Genomic DNA, 19332 nt, shown 5'->3' with positions numbered 1-19332 from the left:
GGCACACTATTGAGTTCTCAAACAACAGACACACCCGGCACCACCACAACTTCACAGTCGCGGATCGCTCCGGAGCAACTTTTCAAACTTACCCGGCCGCTTCACCCTTGTCAAATCGGCGTTCCAGACTCATTCTTGCCATTGGCTTCTGGGTCTTGGTGGCCGTTCAACTCCGGGGAGCAGCGCGGAAATAAACTCTACCACCACTTGGCCGAGCTGACAAAGCCACCCCGAGTAGGGTGCTGAAAAGCCCGGAATCACGGGGATTCCGGGCCTTCCGCCGGTCTTTTCAGAGGTACCGATCGGGCGCGCCCAGCGCATAGTCCGGGCGCCCCGAACGCCCTGCCTACTCGAGGGGTTTGAAGTACGCCGCGCCTAGCGGCGGCAGGGTCACCACCAGCGTGGCGGGCTGTCCGTCGAGGCCACCCTTGGTCGCGGTCAGGGTGCCGGTGTTTTCAACCCCGGAACCGCCGTAAGTGGCGGCGTCGGTGTTGAGCACTTCCTGCCATTCGCCGGCCGTCGGGACGCCGAGGTGGTAGTCCGTGTGCGGGCCGCCGGAGAAGTTCACGGCGCAGACCAGCGGGTTGCCCTCTGCATCGCGGCGGATGAAGGTCAGCACGTTGCGGTCCGAGTCTCCCCCGTTGATCCACTGGAAACCCTCGGGCTGGTTGTCCTGCTGGTACAGGGCCGGCGTGGAACGGTACAGCTCGTTGAGGTCCTTGGTCAGGAGCTGCATGCCATTGTGCGCCGGGATGTCGGCGAGCCACCAGTCCAGGCCGTGCTGCTCCGACCACTCCGCTTCCTGGCCGAATTCGGTGCCCATGAAGATCAGCTGCTTGCCGGGGTGGGCCCACTGATATCCCAGGAACGCGCGCAGGTTCGCCAGCTGCTGCCACCGGTCGCCGGGCATCTTGCGCAGCATGGAGCCCTTGCCGTGCACGACTTCATCGTGGCTGATCGGCAGCAGGAAGTTTTCCGAGAAGGCATAGACCATCGAGAACGTGATGGTGCCGTGGTGCCACCTGCGGTTGTACGGGTCCTCGGCCATGTACTGGAGAGAGTCGTGCATCCAGCCCATGTTCCATTTGAGGCCGAAGCCCAGGCCGCCGCCGCTCGTGGGTGCGGTGACGCCCGGGAACGCGGTGGATTCCTCCGCGATCATGACCACGCCGGGGTGTGTCTTGTAGACCGTGGCGTTGACCTCCTGGAGGAAGGAGATCGCCTCAAGGTTTTCGCGGCCGCCAAAGCGGTTTGGCTGCCACTGCCCGTCTTCGCGGGAGTAGTCCAGGTACAGCATGGAGGCGACGGCGTCCACGCGGAGCCCGTCGATGTGGAACTCATCGAGCCAGTACAGCGCGTTGGCCACCAGGAAGTTGCGTACCTCCGTGCGGCCGAAGTCGAAGATCAGCGTGCCCCAGTCCGGGTGCTCGCCCAGGTTCGGGTCGGCGTGCTCGTACAGGGCTTCGCCATCGAACCGGGCCAGGGCCCATTCGTCCTTGGGGAAGTGGGCGGGAACCCAGTCCAGCAGGACGCCGATGCCGGCCTGGTGGAGTTCGTCGACGAGGTGGCGGAATTCGTCCGGGTGCCCGAAGCGGGAGGTCGGCGCGAAGTACGAGGTGACCTGGTAGCCCCACGAACCGCCGAAGGGGTGCTCGGCCACGGGCATGAACTCCACGTGCGTGAAGCCGAGCCATTTGACGTACTCCACGAGTTCCTTGGCCAGTTCGCGGTATCCGAGCCCCACCCGCCACGAGCCGAGGTGGACCTCATAGACGCTCATGGGTGAGTTGTGCGGATCGCGGTCCGCGCGGGCCTGCATCCACTCCTCGTCCTTGAAGACATAGGAGGGCTCCACCACCCGGGATGCCGTCAGCGGCGGGATCTCGGTGCCAAAGGCCAGCGGGTCAGCCTTTTCCACCCAGAATCCGTGCCGGGTCCTAAGTTCAAACTTGTAGCACGCCCCTGCTACAACGCCCGGAATGAAGAGCTCCCACACTCCGGTGGAACCCAGGGAGCGCATGGAGTGTTCACGGCCATCCCAGCCGTTGAAGTCACCCTTGACTCGCACTGCCTCGGCGTTCGGGGCCCAGACGGCGAAGGACACGCCGTCGACGTCGCCCAGCGAGGACTTGTAGTGCTGGACGTGCGCGCCCAGCACATCCCACAGGCGCTCGTGCCGGCCCTCGCCGATCAGGTGCAGGTCCACTTCGCCGATGGTCGGCAGGTAGCGGTAGGGATCGTCCATGACCTGCGGCTCGTGGTCCTTGTAGGTCACCTCAAGCCGGTAGTCCGGCACGTGGCCGCGCTCGAGTGGTTCCATCACGGCCACCCACACACCGCCTGCCTCGTGCGTCATAGGCACCGCGCCCGCCGACGTCACGACAGAAACCGATTCCGCCAGGTGCTTCACCGTCCGGATCGTGACGTGGCCGTGGTCATCAAGGTGGGCGCCGAGGACCGAGTGGGGCGCGTGGTGCTCACCGGTGCCGACCCTTGCAAGGGTCTCACCGTCCACGGGCAGTGGTGCGCCGGGCCGATCGATACGTGCTGATCCTGTCATTTTTATACCTTCCGCTGCGGCTTCGGCGGCGACGCCGGAACCTGTACTGCCGAGGAGACGACGCGATGCGTTAACCGGAATGGAGAGCCAGTCCGGCCTGTTCCTTAGTTCGTAGATGACTTCATAGAGGGCTTTGTCGAGCCACAGCGCCACGAAGAGCGGCGCGTCGCGGTCGATGCTGCCGGGGATTACTTCGGCGTAGCCGGCCAGGAAGGCCTCCGCGCAGTCGTCCGCCCAGGTCCCCGGCACCACGGCACCGGGATTTTCGCGGACGGCTGCGCCGGCGGCGTAGTCGAAGGACCGCAGCATGCCTACGACGTCGCGAAGCGGGACGTCGGGGAAGTTGCGTTCGGAGATGGGGCGCAGCGGCTCGCCCTCGAAGTCGAGGATGGCCCAGCGCGGTGCGGTCGCAGGCTCGCCCGGGACGCCACCGCCCGGGACCTGCAGGATCTGCCCGAGATGCAAGTCCCCGTGGATCCGCTGGAGCGGACCGGCGCTGGTGCCCTCGAGCCGGCCAAGGAGACGGTTGAGCGCGTCTTCGTACGGCCCGACGGCGTTGGACGCCTGGGTCCAGGACTGGCGGACACGCTGGGCTACTCCCGGGGCGATGTCCTGGCCCGGCGCCGATTCGGCGGCTGTGCCCAGCGCCGCGGCGAGCCTCCGGTGCACGGTAGCCGTCGCGGCGCCCAGCGCGTGGGCTTCGGCGGTGAACCCGGTCCCCCGGCTGGCCGCGTCCACGGCGAGCCGCCAGGCGTCGAGTCCGCCGGCGAGGAATTCGTGGGCCACCGCGAGCTCGCCGCGCGCGGGACGGGCGTCGCCGGAGCGCTCCTGCCCTAGTGCGGCCGCCGGAGTCTCCCATTCGCCGGTCACCCAGCCAAGGGTGGCCGGGACCTCCGCGGTGCGCCCTGCCGTCAGCGCCGCACCGATTTCGACTTCGGGGTTCTGGCCTTCGGACAGCACACGGAAGAATTTCACGATGGCGACTGTGCCGCCGTCGTCGTCGTCGACGATTACCGAACTGTTCGATTGCTCGCCGGCGAGCACCTTGACCTTGCCCGTCGCGAACGGCAGGCGGTAGCCGGACTCCATCAGGTGGCCGGTGGCGTTCCCCGAGGGCGTGCTCCCGCCGTTGCGCATGAGCTCCAACCAGGCGGCGACGAAGGAGGCGTCATGGACGCCGTCGTAGACCCATCGGTGGGCGGCATCGGCGCGCGTCCCGGGGAGCTCGCCGATCAGCGCACGCTCCGCCCCCGGCAGGGGCTCCGGCCGGGAACTGAGCGGCACCTGGACGATGTCCGTCCGGCTGCCGCCGGGGGTGGGGTAGGACACCGCAAGCAGCAGCACCTCAAACTCCGCGCCGGCCTCGGTGCCGGCCTCGAGGCGCAGCCCGCCCACCGGTTCGAAGGTGAACTCCGCGCTCTTGACCGGGAACCACCGCTGGTGCGGCAGCCAGGCGCCGAGCAGTCCGCTCAGGGGCGGGGCAAGGGTCGGTCGAGTCATCTCAGCCCTCGATGGACAGGATGGGCATCGCCTGCGTGAACGGGGATGTCGGGTTGGAGGCCGCGGAACGGATCCGCAACCAGAAGAAATCGTGGCTGCCCAGCGTCAGCGTCAGCGTTCCGTCCTCGCCGATCGCAGGGAACGCCTGGCCGCCGAAAACGTCACGGAGGCCCCTGCCGGCAAAGGTCGGCACCCGCAGCGTGGTCGCCACGGGGTGCTGCGAGAGGTTGAAGGCGCACAGGATGGTCTCCGCGTCCGCGCCGGCGGCGTTGCCTTCCGGGAGTTCCCGCAGGTAGGCGAGGACGACGTCGTGGTCGGCTTCCACGTGCTTGAACGCGCCGAGTCCGAAGGCGGGGTGGTTCTTGCGGACGCTCAGGATCTGCCGGGTCCAGCGCAGCAGCGAACCCGAATGGGCGGCCTCGGCCTCCACGTTCGCCATGCTGTAGTTGTAGACCAGCGACTGGATCACCGGAAGGTACAGCTTGCCGGGGTCGGCGTGGGAGAACCCGGCGTTCCGGTCCGGGTTCCATTGCATCGGGGTGCGGACGGCGTCGCGGTCCTCGAGCCAAATGTTGTCCCCCATGCCGATCTCGTCCCCGTAGTACAGGAACGGACTGCCCGGCAGGGACAGCAGCAGGGCGTTGATGAGCTCGATTTCGGAGCGGGAGTTATCCAACAGGGGCGCCAGCCGGCGCCGGATGCCGATGTTGGCGCGCATGCGCGGATCCGGCGCATACCAGCCAAGCATCGCCGCGCGTTCGTCGGACGTGACCATTTCCAGCGTCAGTTCGTCGTGGTTGCGCAGGAACGTGCCCCACTGGGCGCCCTCGGGAATGTCCGGAGTGTCCTTCATCGTCTCGATGATGGGCGACGCCTTCTGGTCCCGCAGCGCGTAGTACAGGCGCGGCATGATGGGGAAGTGGAACGCCATGTGGCACTCCGGTTCCTCCTCGGTGCCGAAGTACTCCACCACTTCGGCGGGCGGCTGGTTGGCCTCGGCGATGATTACGCGGCCCGGGTAGCTTTCATCGACCATCCGGCGCAGCTGGCGGAGGAATTCGTGGGTCTGCGGCAGGTTCTCACAGTTGGTGCCCTCCTCCTCGAACAGGTACGGAATGGCGTCGGCCCGGAACCCGTCGATGCCCTGGTCGAGCCAGAACCGCACGACGTCGAAGAGCGCGTCGATGACCTTGGGGTTCTCGAAGTTGAGGTCCGGCTGGTGGCTGAAGAACCGGTGCCAGAAGAACTGCCGGCGGATGGGGTCGAAGGTCCAGTTGGATTCCTCGGTGTCCACGAAGATGATGCGGGCGTCTTCGTATTTCTCGTCCGTGTCGCTCCAGACGTAGAAGTCGCCGAAGGGGCCGTCGGGATCCTTGCGCGACTCCTGGAACCACGGGTGCTGATCGGAGGTGTGGTTCAGCGGAAGGTCGATGATCACCCGGACGCCCCGGGCATGCGCCTCCGCCACGAGCCGTTTGAAGTCGCTGATGGTGCCGAACTCGTCCAGCACTGAGTTGTAGTCCGAGATGTCGTAGCCGCCGTCGCGCAGCGGTGACTGGAAGAACGGCGGGAGCCAGAGGCAGTCCACGCCCAGCCACTGCAGGTAGTCCAGTTTCTCGATCAGGCCGTGGAAGTCGCCCGAGCCGTCCCCGTTCCCGTCGGCGAAGCCCCGGACGAGCACCTCATAGAAGACCGCCTTGCGGTACCAGAGGGGATCGTGCTGAAGGCCAGGAGCGTTCAGTTCGAAGCTCCCCCTCGGGCTGAAGTGCTGGCTCGGGTTCTGCGGGCTGAAACTCACTGGCACTACCTCCGGATGCTAAGAATGTGTGCGGGCTCGACGTGCGGGTCCAAGCGGACGTAGTTGTACTCCCCCCATTCCCAACTTTCGCCGGTCAGCAAGTCATCAACCATGAAGCGGCCGTTGTGCGTGAAGTTCTCCGGATCCAGGTCCAGCGCCGCCAGGTCCAGGGACACGGTGCTCTCCCTAGTACCGTGCGGGTCCACATTGACGACGACGATCACGGTGTCCTTGGTACCGTCCGGGAGAACCTTGTGCTTGGAATACACCACGGTGGAGGCATCCGAACTCTGGTGCACCGTCAGGTTCTGCAGATCCCCCAAGGCCGGGTGTGCGCGCCGGATCGCGTTGAGCCGGGTCAGGTACGGGGCCAGGGAGCGCCCCGATTCGGCCGCCGCATCCCAGTCGCGCGACTTGTACTCAAACTTCTCGTTGTCGATGTATTCCTCGGCGCCGGGACGCGCCACGTGTTCGTAAAGCTCAAACCCGGCGTACACACCCCAGATCGGGCTGGCCGTCGCAGCCAGGGTGGCACGGATCTTGAACGCCGCCGGGCCGCCGAACTGCAGGTATTCGGTGAGGATGTCCGGGGTGTTGACGAAGAAGTTCGGCCGGAAGTAAGCCGAGGATTCGTGGCTGACCTCCTGGAAGTACTCCTCCAGCTCCTCCTTGGTGTTGCGCCAGGTGAAGTACGTGTAGGACTGCTGGAAGCCGGCCCGTCCCAGAGCGTGCATCATGGCCGGGCGGGTGAAGGCCTCGGCGAGGAAGACGACGTCGGGGTGTTTCTTATTGACCTTGCCGATCAGCCATTCCCAGAACCACACGGGTTTGGTGTGCGGATTGTCCACCCGGAAGACCTTGACGCCGTGGCTGACCCAGAGCAGCACGATTCGGAGAATTTCGTTGGACAGCCCGGCGGGGTCGTTGTCGAAATTCAGCGGAAAAATGTCCTGGTATTTCTTCGGCGGATTCTCCGCGTAGGCAATAGTGCCATCGACGCGCGTGGTGAACCATTCCGGATGGCTTTGCACCCACGGGTGGTCCGGAGCAGCCTGCAGGGCCAGGTCCAGGGCGACTTCCAGTCCGAGTTCACCGGCGCGTGCCACGAAGGCGTCGAAGTCCTCGAAGGTGCCCAGGTCCGGGTGGATCGCGTCGTGGCCGCCCTCGTGGGAGCCGATGGCCCACGGCGAGCCGGGATCGTGCGGTCCGGCGATCAGGGTGTTGTTCGGACCCTTGCGGTGCTGGACACCGATCGGGTGGATCGGCGGCATATAGATGATGTCGAAGCCCATGGCGGCGACGGCGTCGAGGCGCTTCGCGGCGGTGCGGAAGTTACCGGAGGTCCATTCCCCGGTCTCGTGGTTGCGCACGGCGCCTTCGGAGCGCGGAAAGAATTCGTACCAGGAGCCGGACCCGGCAAGCCTTCGCTCCACCAGCAGCGGGTAGGGCTCGGAAACCGTCACCAGTTCGCGGATGGGCTGGCGTTCGACGACGGCAGCCACGTCGGCGCCGAAGCCGGCGGCGAGCCGCTCTTCGGGTGTCCGGGAGGTATCGGAGAGGACGACGACGGCCATCCGCAGGGTTCGGCGGTCACCGGAGGGACGCGAGGCGTCCTCGGACGCTTCCGCCAGCAGGGCCGCGCCTTCGGCCAACATGAGCTCGACGTCGATGCCGGCCTCCACCTTGACCTCGGCGTTGTGGTGCCACGTGCCGTAGCGGTCGTGCCAGGCCTCGATGACGAACGACCAGTTGCCCGTGGCGGGCGGGGTCAGGAGGCCTTCCCAGCGGTCCGTGCCCATCCCGCGCGGTCCGCGCGGCGGGGCGAGACGGACCCGCTGCCGCTCTTTGCCGCGCGGGTCGAGCAGGACGGCGCTGACGCCGAGCTGGTCGTGTCCCTCCCGAAATGCGGTGGCGCCCACAACAATGGTTTGGCCCTCGACGGCTTTGGCGGGAAATTTTCCACCCTCTACCGAAGGCTGCACGGCGGTGATCGGAAAGCGGCCAAATCGCAGGCCATCCGTGATCAGGGCCTTGGGCTTTTGCTTGGACACGGCGCTGGTTCGCGAGTTATTCGTCACAGGCTCGACGTTATCTACAAAACGGCCAGAATGCTAAGGCCTCGAACCTTTTTGGAGCGTTTCGGGTTCTGACCGGCCCATATCCGTCATTTACAGGAAAGAATCTTAAAGCGGTTCCGGGGCAACGACTTGTCCGTTAGTGTTTCGCTCGTGAAGGCAATCCGCAGATTTACCGTCCGAACCGTTCTCCCGGAGTCGATCCGGCCACTGGCCCGGCTCGCCACCAATCTTCGGTGGTCCTGGCACAGGCCCACCCGGGAGCTTTTTGAGGGGCTCAACCCCGGGGTCTGGGCGGAGAGCGCCCACGACCCCGTAACCTTCCTGGGCCTGGTAAGCCGGGAAGAGTTGCAGCGCCTCGCGGCGGACCAGGACGTTGTTCAGCGTGTCCACGCGGCAGCCGACGACCTCGACCGGTACCTCGAACAGCCGCGCTGGTACCAGAGCCTGGGCGAGGACGCTCCCGCCTGCATCGCCTATTTCTCCCCCGAGTTCGGCATCACCGAGGTCCTGCCCCAGTACTCGGGCGGCCTTGGCATCCTGGCCGGCGACCACCTGAAGGCGGCCTCGGACCTTGGCGTGCCGCTGATCGGCGTCGGCCTGCTGTACCAGGCCGGCTATTTCAAGCAGTCCCTGTCCCGGGACGCCTGGCAGCAGGAAACCTACCCGGTCCTCGACCCGGACGGGCTGCCCCTGACCCTCCTGCGCGAGGCCGCCCCGGACGGCAACGGCAAACCCATCCAGATCTCGCTGCCCCTCCCCCAGGGCCGGCGCCTGCTGGCGCACGTGTGGCGGGCCGACGTCGGACGCGTTCCGCTGTTGCTGCTGGACTCCAACGTTCCAGGCAACGACGAAGCCGCCCGCGGCATCACGGACCGGCTGTACGGCGGCGGCGGTGACCACCGCTTGCAGCAGGAACTCCTGCTGGGCATGGGCGGGGTCAAGGCGCTGCGCGAATTCCAGCGGCTCACGGGAGTCCCCGCACCGGAGGTCTTCCACACCAACGAGGGCCACGCCGGGTTCCTGGGCGTCGAGCGGATCCAGGAATTGATGTCCGGCGCGAAACCGCTGAGCTGGGACGAGGCCTTGGCCGCCGGCCGGGCGTCTACGGTGTTCACCACCCACACGCCGGTCCCCGCGGGCATCGACCGCTTCGAAATTTCCCAGATTCAGCACTTCTTCGAGGCCGGCCTCGCCCCGGACGTTCCGGTGGCAAAGATCCTGGACCTAGGCCGCGAGGACTTCGCCGACGGCAACCCGTTCGTGTTCAACATGGCGGTCATGGGCCTGCGGCTGGCTCAGCGGGCCAACGGTGTGGCCAAGCTCCACGGCGTGGTGTCCCGCGGGATGTTCTCCGCGCTCTGGCCGGGCTTCGACCACTCCGAAATCCCCATCACCTCCGTCACCAACGGCGTGCACGTCCCCACCTGGGTGGACCCCCGCATTGCCGCGCTGGCCAGGGACCAGTTCGGCGCCGACGCGGACGCACAGGGCCGTTGGGACCTGGCCTACAACGTCACCGACGAGGACCTCTGGGCGCTGCGCCGGGAGATGCGCGTGTCCCTGGTGGATGATGTCCGGCGCCGGCTCCGGGCCGCCTGGAAGAAACGCGGCGCGGCCGACGCCGAGCTGGCGTGGACGGACTCCGTCCTGGATCCGGACATCCTGACCATCGGCTTTGCCCGGCGCGTGCCGACCTACAAGCGGCTGACCCTGATGCTGCGCGACCCCGACCGGCTCAAGGCGCTGCTTCTGCACAAGACGCACCCCATCCAGCTGGTCATCGCCGGGAAATCGCACCCGGCAGACGACGCCGGCAAGAAGATGATCCAGGACCTGGTCCGGTTCACCGACGACCCCGCCGTGCGGCACCGGATCGCGTTCCTGCCCAACTACGACATCGCCATGGCCCGGACCCTGTTCCCGGGCTGCGATGTGTGGCTGAACAACCCGCTGCGCCCGCTGGAGGCCTGCGGAACGTCCGGCATGAAGGCTGCCCTGAACGGTTCGCTGAACCTGTCGGTCATGGACGGCTGGTGGGATGAGATGTACGACGGCGAGAACGGCTGGGCGATCCCGACCGCCAACAACGACGCCTCGCCGGAAGAGCGCGATGACATCGAGGCAGCGGCCCTCTACGAACTGCTCGAAACGCAGGTGGCCCCGCGGTTCTACGGGCTGACCGTGTCCGACGCCGCCGGGGCTGCCGGGCCGTCGGAGCCGGGACCGCAGGCCGTGCCGACGCACTGGGTCTCCATGATCAAGCACACCATGTCCCACCTTGGCCCTGCGGTTTCAGCGGAACGGATGCTCCGGGACTACGTCAACGTGCTGTACCGGCCCGCCGCCATCGCGGGACGCCACGCCGTGGCGGATGACTACACCCAGTCCAAGGCCCTGGCGGCGTGGACCGCCCGGATCCGGGCCGCGTGGCCGCAGATCCAGGTGGAGCACGTCGACTCGGTGGGTGTCTCCGAGGACCCGCAGATCGGCGACCTGCTGCAGGTCAACGCGTATGTGGCCCTGCGTGAGCTCTCACCGGACGACGTCTATGTCGAGGTGGCCTACGGCCGGGCCGAGGACTCGGACGAGCTGGCGGACGTCACGGTCGCGGAGCTGAAGGCCGCCGAGGACCTCGGCAAGGGCCGGCACCTCTTCACCGGCACGCTGGTGATCGACCGGTCAGGCTCCTTCGGTTACACCGTGCGGGTGCTCCCGAAGAACGAGGCGCTGGCGTCCAAGGCGGAGCTAGGCCTGATCGTCAACGCCTGACCGGCGGCCTGGTCGTCAACGAGTCGTCAACTCCTGACCGGCAGCGCCTGACCGACTTGCCCAGCCTCGGCTAGAGGCAGACGGCGACGACGTCCAGGCTGTTGCCGGCGTAGCCTTCGGCGTCCTGCAGCGTTTCGCAGATGACGCCGAAGGAACGGTCCGCGCGGAGGGCGGCAGGCACCTGCCAGATAAACGTGACGGGGACCTCGCCGTCGTCCGTCACGGCATCCGCGACGTCGTGCAGGGAATCATGCAGGGCATCGAGGTCCGTGCCGTAGTCCTCCGGGGCGTCCACGAGTTCCCTGAACGTGTCCAGGAACACCTGCTTGGTGTCGGCGGCGGGGACCACCAGGGCGCGGCGGCCGGCGTCGTCGATTTGCTCCTTGAGTTCTTCGATGGTCCAGGTCTCTGCCGAGTAGATCTTCATGGGGTCCTTAATCGCGGATTACTAGGTGCGGTAGATATTGATCGTGTTGGCCTGGACAAGGTCCCGTTCACCGGAGGCGACGCGGGCGCCTTGGCGCCGGTCATGGAGGTCCGAGGTAGTCACGCGAAGCTCGAAGAGCCGGTGCCCGGTGCCGTCTTCGTTGCTGAGCTGCGGCAAGGTGACCTTGACGTCGTCGGCGCCGCCGTTGACCACCACCAGGCCGTCCACGTGCCCGTCGTCGGAGCCGAGGAGGAGCTGGATCACCCGGTGGCCGGGGTCATGCCACGTGTCCGCTGACATGGGCTTGCCGTTCACATCGAACCAGTGGAAATAGGACTGGTTGTCGCGTGTGGGGTAATCGTGCGGCTGGCTGGCCAGGAACTCTTTGCGCAGCCGGATGACACGCTTGGTGGTGCGGAGCATGGCATGGGATTCCGCGGTGCTGGTCCAGTCAATCCACGTGAGCGGGTTGTCCTGGCAGTAGGCGTTGTTGTTGCCCTGCTGGGTCCGGCAGATCTCGTCCCCTGCGGTGATCATGGGTACGCCCTGGGAAACCATCAGACAGGCCATCAGGTTCCGCCTGCTTTGGGCGCGCCGGGCAAGGATTTCGCCGTCTTCGGTGGGGCCCTCGAAGCCGTGGTTGTAGCTGCGGTTGTCGCCGTGGCCGTCGCGGTTCTGCTCGCCGTTGGCCTCGTTGTGCTTGCGGTCATAGGCCGTCAGATCGGCCAGGGTGAAGCCATCGTGGGCGGTGATCAGGTTCAGCGAGGCAAGCCGGGACCGGCCCGAGGACTCGAACAGCCGGGCGGAACCGGAGAGCGCGTCCGCGAGATGGGCCACCGGACCGCCGGTGCCGCCGCCGTCGATCGCGGCACGGTCCGCGAGCCAGAAGCTCCGGACGGCGTCGCGGAAGTGATCGTTCCAGTCCACCCACCCGGCCGGGAACCGGCCGGTCTGCCAGCCGCCGTAGCCCACGTCCCAGGGTTCGGAAATCAGCTTGACGCCGGACAAGACGGGATCGGCGCCCACCGCGACGAGGAAGGGGTGCCGGGGATCGAATTCGTTGGCGCTGTTGCGGCACAGCGTGACGGCCAGGTCGAACCGGAAGCCGTCGATGTGGAACTCGCTTACCCAATAGCGCAGGGAGTCCAGCACCAGCTGCACCACGCGGGGTTCGGCGAAGTTCAGGCTGTTGCCGCAGCCGGTGGTGTCGACGTATTTGCCGTGGCCGTCGTTGCGGTAGTACTGCATCTCGCCCAGGCCCCGGAAGTTCAGGGTAGGGCCGTCGGTGCCACCCTCGGCGGTGTGGTTGTACACGACGTCGAGGATGACCTCAAGCCCGGCGGCGTGCAGCAACTTGACCATGCCCTTGAACTCGTCCTGGACCGCGTGGGCGCCGGCGGCCTGCGCGGCCGCGGTGGCGTAGCCGGGGTGCGGGGCGAAGAAGGCGGCCGTATTATAGCCCCAGTAGTTCGTCAGCCCGAGCTGTTGCAGGTGCGGCTCATCCACGTGGAAATGGACGGGCAGGAGCTGGATCGCCGTGACGCCCAGCGAGATCAGGTGCTCGATCATGGCCGGGTGAGCCATGCCGGCGTACGTCCCCTGAAGGTCCTCCGGAATGTCCGGGTGCAGCTTCGTCTGGCCCCTGACGTGGGCCTCGTAGACGATGGTGTTGCGCCAGGGCACGCGGGGGCTGCGGTCCAGTCCCCAGTCAAAGTCGTTGCCGACCCGGACGCTGGTGATCAGCCCTTCGCGTTCGTCAACAGCCCGCCCGTAGGGGTCCATCAGCAACGGCTGCTCCCCCACGGCGTCGAAATCCGTGGCGGGCATGGACAGCGGGAGGGCCTCATGTTCCGGCGAGGCCCGGAAGCCATAGCGCGAACCGGCCGGAATGCCCTCCACGATGCCGTGGTGGACGCCGTCGGTGAGGTTGGGCAATGTCTTTACCTGCCAGGTGCCCCCCGGCGGCTGATACGCGATCTCCAGGGTGGTCACACCGGGCGCGTAGACAGCCACGTTGGCGAACGCGCCCCGGGGATCGTCCACTGCCGGCGACCCGGTGTGCGGAGTGCTGATCCCCAGCGGAAACGCCCGCGAAGCGTCTACGGTGGAAGCGGTATCTATGTAAGACATAACCATTGCTTAAAGCTTAGCCGGGCCGGACAAATGGCCCCCGTTTTCGTTTTCATGACGTTTTGCAGTGTACGGACCGCCGCACTGCATACTGTAATGAAGCGCCGACTTGGAGGTAATTGTGCGCGTAGCACTAGCCCAAATCATCACTGGCCGCGATCTGGCTGCGAATCTGGCCCTCGTGGACGCCTATGCGCGCCAGGCCAAGGCCGGCGGCGCGGATCTGGTGGTATTCCCGGAAGCGACCATGCGGGCCTTCGGCAATTCGCTGCTGGATATCGCCGAGCCGCTGGACGGCCCGTGGGCATCCCGCGTGCGCGCCCTCGCCTCGGAGCTTGGCATCGCGATCGTCGCGGGGATGTTCACGCCGGGAACAGCCGGCGACGGCGCCAAGGTGCGCAACACCCTCCTGGTCACCGGCCGCGGCGTAGAGGCCAGTTACGACAAGATCCACCTGTTCGACGCCTTCGGTTTCGCCGAGTCGGACACGGTCGACGCCGGCACCTCCCCCGTCACCTTCGAGCTCGACGGCGTGACGTTCGGCCTCGCCACGTGCTACGACGTCCGTTTCCCGGACCTGTTCACCGAAAACGCCGATCGCGGCGCCGACGTCAACATTGTGTGCGCCTCCTGGGGCTCGGGCCCCGGCAAGGCCGAACAGTGGAAGCTCCTGGCCCGCGCCCGCGCGCTGGACTCCACCACCTTGGTCCTCGCCTGCGGCCAGGGCGACCCCGCCAGCCAAGGCATCGCGGCCAAGGGCTCCGCCCCCACCGGCGTCGGCCACTCCGTCGTCGTCTCCCCCATGGGCGACATCATCGAAGAGCTCGACGGCGCCCCCGGCCTGCTGTTCGCAGACCTGGACACCGCAGCCGTCAAGGAAGCCCGAACGAAACTCCCAGTCCTGGCGAACCGCCACAAGTTCTAGGTCACCACTGTTCTGGTCACCTTCCGCGGACACCAGCGTCTGGCCGTCGCTTAGCGGTTGGCCCCTTCCTCCCGCCGCCTACTTCGGCCGCGGGCGGCCTCCGAATGCTCTGGTCGGCGATGCGCTCCTTAGCAGGACCCCGGCGCCCGCTCGAATTCAGGCCACCACACGTCCAGCAGTTCGGTATCACCACGAATTCCGAGGCATATTCAGCCTGGCGACGCGCAAACGCCCTAGCGCTAGGGGTATACGGGTCGCGGGAACACATCAGCGCGTCGCAGATGGAAATGAGCGTCGCAGGAAGGAACGTGCGTCCTGCGTCGAGGTACTTCGGAGGAGCATCAGAATCATGAGAACCCCGGTTCCGAACATTAAGGCCAACTGCTCCCTCACGAGCCGTGAGGGAGCGGTTGGCCTTAGCAGCGAACGGTGCGGAAGCAACCGGCCAAAGGTGACAGAGCCTCATCGCTGGAACCGGAGTTTTGCTAAGGAGCGCATCGCCGACCAGAGACGTTGGAGGCCGCTCGCGGCCGGAAGCGTCGTCGGGAGGTGTCTAAGCGACGGCAAAACTCCGGTCCCGGCGAAACTCAACCACAACTCACGTGACGGCAATTGAACCGCCACCCGAAGCGGGTTACTTTGCCGAGCGCTGGCGGGAGATTTCGTACAGGGAGATGCCTACGGCCATGGAGGCGTTCAGGGATTCCATGGCGGAGTCAATCGGGATCGAGACAATCTGGTCGCAGTTTTCACGGACCAGGCGGCTCAGGCCCTTGCCCTCGGAACCTACGACGAGGCACACGGGTTCGGTGGCCAGGGCGAGATCGGGCAGCGAGACGTCGCCGTCGCCATCCAGCCCCAGGACGAAGATCCCCATGTTCTTGAACGCCTTGAGCGTGTTGTTCAGGTTGGCCGCGCGGGCGACGGGGACGCGGACGGCCGCGCCGGCGCTGGTCTTCCAGGCCGAGGCGGTGACGCCCACGGAGCGGCGCTCCGGGACGACGACGCCGTGGCCGCTGAAGGCCGAGACGGAGCGGATGATCGCGCCGAGGTTGCGGGGATCGGTGATGCCGTCGAGGGCTACGAAGAGCGGTGCGTTGGCGACGTGGCCCTTCTTCCAGGCCTCGAGGGTCTCCTCGGCGAGTTCGTACGCATCCTGGTATTCGTACGGCGGAATCTGCAGCACGAGGCCCTGGTGGATGGCGTCGTCGGTCATGCGGTCCAGCTCGGGCTTACCGGTCTCCATCAGCGGGATGCCGCGCTCGGCCGCGAGCTTCAGGGATTCCTTGACGCGGTCGTCCATTTCGATGCGGACGGCGACATGCAGGGCCTTGGCCGGGATGCCGGCGCGCAGGGCTTCGACCACCGAGTTGCGTCCGGTGACGACCTCTTCGGTGGCGCGGCCCTTCGGGCCCGAGCGGCCGGTGCGGGCGGCTGCGCTGGTGGTGCGGCTTCCGCTGGCGCGCTTGGCCTCGGACCGCTCAGCGAGTTGCTTGTTCTTGTATGCCTTGTGGTAGGGGCGGTCCTCCGCCTTTGGCGTGGGGCCCTTGCCCTCGAGTGCCTTGCGCCCGTGACCGCCGGTTCCGACGGTGGGGCCCTTCTTCAATTTGACCGAACGACGACCGTTGTTGGCCATGATTTCCACCCCTGCTTGTTACGTGCTTTGTTAATAAGTCTGACCTCCAGTCTACTGACTCGAGTTAAATCGACGATTCCGGGATTGCCCGCGGCAGAACTCAGGGGCAGAAGGCAGGGGTTGCAGCAGGGGCTGCTCAGCCGCGCTTGAGGCTCCAGCTCGCCCCGTCCGGGCCGTCCTCCACGACGACGCCGGCTGCCGCAAGGGTGTTCCGGATGGCGTCGGACGCCGCCCAGTCCTTGGCTGCCCGGGCATGGGCCCGCGCCTCCAGCTGCGCCTCGACCAGGACCCCAAGAGCAGTGTTGCTCTGTTCGTCGGCTGCCGGCGTCGTGGTGGCGTTGAGGCCGAGCACATCGAGCATTGCGGTGACGCTGGCGACGGCCTGCCCGGCGGTGCCGAGGTCCCCGTCCGTGAGGGCCGTGTTCCCGGCCCGGACCGTTTCGTGGAGGGAGGCCAGCGCCTGTGGGACGTTGAGGTCATCGTCCATTGCCGCGGCAAAAGCCTCCGGAACGGAAACGTCGGACGAATTCGGCGCCGTGTCGGGAAGGACCCGGCCGGCCCGGCTGATGAACCCGTCAATGCGTTCGACGGCGGCGGCGGCTTCCTGCAGCGACGTCGGCTGGTAGTCCAGGACCGAGCGGTACTGCGCCTGCCCGAGGTAGTACCGCACAACGCGCGGCGGGGCGATTTCGAGCATTTCGGCCGGGCTGATGGTGTTGCCGATGGACTTGGACATCTTCTCGCCGGCGTAGGTGACCATGCCGTTGTGCATCCAGAAGTTGGCGAAGCCGTGGCCCGCCGCCTGGGACTGAGCCATCTCGTTTTCGTGGTGCGGGAAGCGCAGGTCCAGGCCGCCGCCGTGGATGTCGAATTCGGTGCCCAGGTACTTGGTGACCATCGCGGAGCATTCGAGGTGCCAGCCCGGGCGGCCGGGGCCCCACGGCGAGGCCCAGCTCGCCGTCGTCGGTTCCCCGTCCTTGTAGCCCTTCCACAGCGCGAAGTCTCGGGGATCCTTCTTGCCGCGCGGGTCAGCGTCCGGGGCACCCTGCATGTCGTCGAGTCGCTGGCGCGTCAGTGAGCCGTACTTGGCCCAGGAGCGCACGTCGAAATAAACATCGCCGGAGTCGTCCAGGGCCGGGTAGGCGTGGCCGCGGTCGATCAGTTGCTGGATGAGGGCGTGCATTTCCGGGATGTGGCCGGTGGCGCGCGGCTCATAGGTGGGGCGGGAGACGCCCAGGGTGTCGTACGCCTTGAGGAATTCCTGCTCATAGCGGTAGGCCAGGGCCCACCATTCCTCGTTGCGGACAGCGCCGGGCTCGTCCTCGAAGTCGGGTCCGAAGGACGCAGCGGACTTGACGAGGATCTTGTCGTCGATGTCGGTGACGTTGCGGACCGCCGTCACGCGGAAGCCCCGGTACTGCAGCCAGCGCGTCAGCTGGTCGAAGGCGATGGCCGAGCGGATGTGGCCGACATGCGGCATGCCCTGGACGGTGGCTCCGCAGTAGTACAGGCTCACGTGGCCGGGTACCAGGGGGACGAAGTCGCGGACTTCGGCGGATGCAGTGTCGTAAAAGCGCAGGGTCACCGCTCCAGATTAGCCGATGGCGCTCCACGGCCCGACCGGAGGCCGACCGTAGGCCTTGCCGGCAGCCGCCAGTCAGGGAGTCCGGGGCCATTGATCCGGCAAGCTACTTGCAGTATTGCCCGATCTTGTTGATCTGCTCGGTGAGCTGGGCCGTCTGTTCGTCCGTTTTGGTCCCCGTGGGACTCGCGGCAACCTGCTTCATGATCTCGGCCATTTCATGGATGGGGGCGCCAACTTCCGGCGCTACTTTGTCCGCGACTTCCTGATAATGCTGGCCAATCTGCGCGGCCTGCTCTTTCGCGGTCCCGGAGGGCGCGAAGGTGTCGGTGTTGAGGAATTTGCAGCTTTCGTCGACGCTCAACTTCGGCGTGGCGGTGGAGGTCTGGGGCGTCGCCGTGGAGCCGGCGCATCCGCTCAGCATTGTCCCTGCCACGAGTACGACGGCGGTCAGCAGCTTCTTCACGGCGGGTCTCCTGGCTGTTCGGAACGGGATGTCACGGTGCGGTCTTGCCCCTCCAGCCTAGGTGACCGGGGCGGGCAGAGTTCAACCGGCGGTTAACCTGCCTGGTAGACGAGCGCCGTTGCAACGGCAGAAATCCCCTCGCCGCGGCCGGTGAAGCCGAGTCCGTCGCTGGTGGTGGCTGTGACGCTGACCGGTGCTGCGGCAGCGTCGCTGAGGACCCGCTGGGATTCCTCCTGCCGCGGACCGAACTTGGGCCGGTTGGCGACGAACTGCACGGCGATGTTGCCGATTTCGAAACCATGGGCGCGCACAATCCGGGCGGCCTCGGCCAGCAGGGTAACGCCGGACGCGCCGGCGTATTCTGGCCGGTCCGTGCCGAAGTGGGTGCCGAGATCCCCGATCCCGCAGGCCGAAAACAGCGCGTCGGCGGCCGCGTGCGCCACCGGGTCGCCGTCGGAGTGGCCGGACAGTCCCCGCTCCCCCTCCCAGAAGAGGCCGCCGAGCCACAGCGGCTGCTTATCGTCCTCGGCCGCGTAGGCATGGACATCGATTCCGATCCCGGTCCTGGGGATCAGCGGCGCGTTGGTGGACATGCTCATCCCTCCACCCAGCGTGCGCCCAAGGGTCCTTCGAGGAGGCCTTCGGCCAGGATCAGGTCCAGGGGCGTGGTGATCTTCAGGGACTGGCTGGCGCCGCGCACGGCGTGGACGGGGACGCCGAGCAGCTCCACGAGCATCGCGTCGTCCGTGACGAGGGCGGCCTGGGCGGCGTCGAACCCGGCGGCGGCCTCGTGGGCGCGTTTGAGGGTGGCGAAGGCGAATCCCTGCGGTGTCTGCACGGCGCGGAGCGCCTCGCGGGGTGCGGTGCCGGTGACCAGCTCAGGGGCCACCGCGGCGCCGTCGCCGGTGGTCGGTTCGACGGTTTTGACGGTGTCCACCACCGGTATCACCGGAATGACTGCCGAGGCGCCGGCGCCCAGCGCCGCCGCCACCCGGTGGAAGACGGCCTCGGGGGCAAGGGCGCGGGCGGCATCGTGGACCAGGACTGCTTCAGTGTCGGGCAGGAGAGCGGCCATCGCGGCGCGGACGGAGTCGGCGCGGTTCGCACCGCCGTCGACGACGGTCACGACCGGAACCTGCACGCCGTAAGGGGACCCCGCGGTGCGGGCAAGCCCGGCCGCAAGCTCCCGGGTAAAGGCGGCGCACAGCGCCTGCAGCTCGGCGTCTCCCGGGGGAATCGCAATGCAGATCTGCTGCGCGATCCCGGCGGCGGCCACGCCGCGCAGGGCGTGCGTGAGGATGGTGTCCCCGCCCAGCGGCACTTTTGCTTTGGGCACGCCGTAACCCAGGCGCTGGCCGGTGCCGGCGGCCACAACAATGACCGCAGTGACGGGACCGGCCGGGGACGAATTCGTCGGTGCAGTATCCATGCGCACAAGACTACGTCCCCGCGCCCTGGAGC

General features: G+C 67.0%; 12 protein-coding genes. 2 read left to right on the top strand and 10 right to left on the bottom strand.

What is annotated here, in order from left to right:
* Positions 1–346: 346 nt before the first annotated feature.
* From ACFVTM_RS19220 to ACFVTM_RS19210, 3 genes are read right to left on the bottom strand one after another with little or no spacing between them, the layout of a single operon-like run.
* Complete coding sequence (locus ACFVTM_RS19220; protein WP_390205524.1) at positions 347–4060, bottom strand: 1,4-alpha-glucan branching enzyme; 3714 nt, start codon at positions 4058–4060, stop codon at positions 347–349.
* A gap of 1 nt (position 4061) precedes the next feature.
* Positions 4062–5858: a maltose alpha-D-glucosyltransferase gene (gene treS / locus ACFVTM_RS19215; RefSeq protein ID WP_390205522.1), complete on the bottom strand. Its 1797-nt coding sequence runs from the start codon at positions 5856–5858 to the stop codon at positions 4062–4064.
* 5 nt (positions 5859–5863) lie between these two features.
* Positions 5864–7936: an alpha-1,4-glucan--maltose-1-phosphate maltosyltransferase gene (locus ACFVTM_RS19210; RefSeq protein ID WP_390205520.1), complete on the bottom strand. Its 2073-nt coding sequence runs from the start codon at positions 7934–7936 to the stop codon at positions 5864–5866.
* Positions 7937–8086: 150 nt separating this feature from the next.
* Between ACFVTM_RS19210 and glgP the strand changes: the two genes are divergently transcribed.
* On the top strand, positions 8087–10705 hold the full coding sequence (glgP, locus tag ACFVTM_RS19205) for an alpha-glucan family phosphorylase (protein ID WP_390205519.1): 2619 nt from the start codon (positions 8087–8089) through the stop codon (positions 10703–10705).
* 70 nt (positions 10706–10775) lie between these two features.
* On the opposite strand, the gene ACFVTM_RS19200 is transcribed toward glgP, so the two are convergent.
* Complete coding sequence (locus tag ACFVTM_RS19200) at positions 10776–11132, bottom strand: barstar family protein (protein ID WP_390205518.1); 357 nt, start codon at positions 11130–11132, stop codon at positions 10776–10778.
* Positions 11133–11153: 21 nt separating this feature from the next.
* Positions 11154–13268 carry a glycogen debranching protein GlgX gene (glgX, locus tag ACFVTM_RS19195; RefSeq protein WP_390205517.1) on the bottom strand — a complete coding sequence of 705 codons (2115 nt, stop codon included), beginning with the start codon at positions 13266–13268 and terminating at the stop codon, positions 11154–11156.
* Between the two features lie 115 nt (positions 13269–13383).
* On the opposite strand from glgX, the gene ACFVTM_RS19190 reads away from it, so the two are divergent.
* Positions 13384–14187 (top strand): carbon-nitrogen hydrolase family protein, encoded by an 804-nt coding sequence (locus tag ACFVTM_RS19190; protein WP_390205516.1) that lies wholly within the window; start codon positions 13384–13386, stop codon positions 14185–14187.
* Positions 14188–14821: 634 nt separating this feature from the next.
* On the opposite strand, the gene rlmB is transcribed toward ACFVTM_RS19190, so the two are convergent.
* From rlmB to ispD, 5 genes are all read right to left on the bottom strand, one after another.
* The gene (gene rlmB, locus ACFVTM_RS19185) at positions 14822–15823 is read right to left on the bottom strand and encodes a 23S rRNA (guanosine(2251)-2'-O)-methyltransferase RlmB (protein WP_390205515.1); all 1002 of its coding nucleotides are present in this window, start codon (positions 15821–15823) and stop codon (positions 14822–14824) included.
* Positions 15824–15959: 136 nt separating this feature from the next.
* Positions 15960–17408, bottom strand: a complete 1449-nt coding sequence (gene cysS / locus ACFVTM_RS19180) for a cysteine--tRNA ligase (protein WP_390205514.1) — start codon at positions 17406–17408, stop codon at positions 15960–15962.
* 103 nt (positions 17409–17511) lie between these two features.
* Positions 17512–17871 carry a hypothetical protein gene (locus ACFVTM_RS19175; RefSeq protein ID WP_390205512.1) on the bottom strand — a complete coding sequence of 120 codons (360 nt, stop codon included), beginning with the start codon at positions 17869–17871 and terminating at the stop codon, positions 17512–17514.
* Positions 17872–17963: 92 nt separating this feature from the next.
* Entirely contained in the window at positions 17964–18470 is a 507-nt protein-coding gene (gene ispF, locus ACFVTM_RS19170; protein ID WP_390205510.1) for a 2-C-methyl-D-erythritol 2,4-cyclodiphosphate synthase, read from the bottom strand.
* Positions 18467–19300, bottom strand: coding sequence for a 2-C-methyl-D-erythritol 4-phosphate cytidylyltransferase (gene ispD / locus ACFVTM_RS19165; protein WP_390205509.1), 834 nt, complete (start codon positions 19298–19300; stop codon positions 18467–18469). The genes ispF and ispD overlap by 4 nt, the downstream gene beginning before the upstream one ends.
* Positions 19301–19332 lie beyond the last annotated feature (32 nt).

This window comes from Arthrobacter sp. NPDC058130 (assembly GCF_042884475.1).
In the GTDB taxonomy this organism is placed as follows: Bacteria; Actinomycetota; Actinomycetes; order Actinomycetales; family Micrococcaceae; genus Arthrobacter.
This window is presented reverse-complemented; position numbering and strand designations above follow the sequence as displayed.

Excerpts from the sequence above, each read along its gene's own strand:
- ispD (WP_390205509.1), bottom strand. The coding sequence starts at position 19,300 with ATGGATACTGCACCGACGAATTCGTCCCCGGCCGGTCCCGTCACTGCG.
- ACFVTM_RS19200 (WP_390205518.1), bottom strand. The coding sequence starts at position 11,132 with ATGAAGATCTACTCGGCAGAGACCTGGACCATCGAAGAACTCAAGGAG.
- rlmB (WP_390205515.1), bottom strand. The coding sequence starts at position 15,823 with ATGGCCAACAACGGTCGTCGTTCGGTCAAATTGAAGAAGGGCCCCACC.
- ispF (WP_390205510.1), bottom strand. The coding sequence starts at position 18,470 with ATGAGCATGTCCACCAACGCGCCGCTGATCCCCAGGACCGGGATCGGA.
- glgX (WP_390205517.1), bottom strand. The coding sequence starts at position 13,268 with ATGGTTATGTCTTACATAGATACCGCTTCCACCGTAGACGCTTCGCGG.
- ACFVTM_RS19220 (WP_390205524.1), bottom strand. The coding sequence starts at position 4,060 with ATGACTCGACCGACCCTTGCCCCGCCCCTGAGCGGACTGCTCGGCGCC.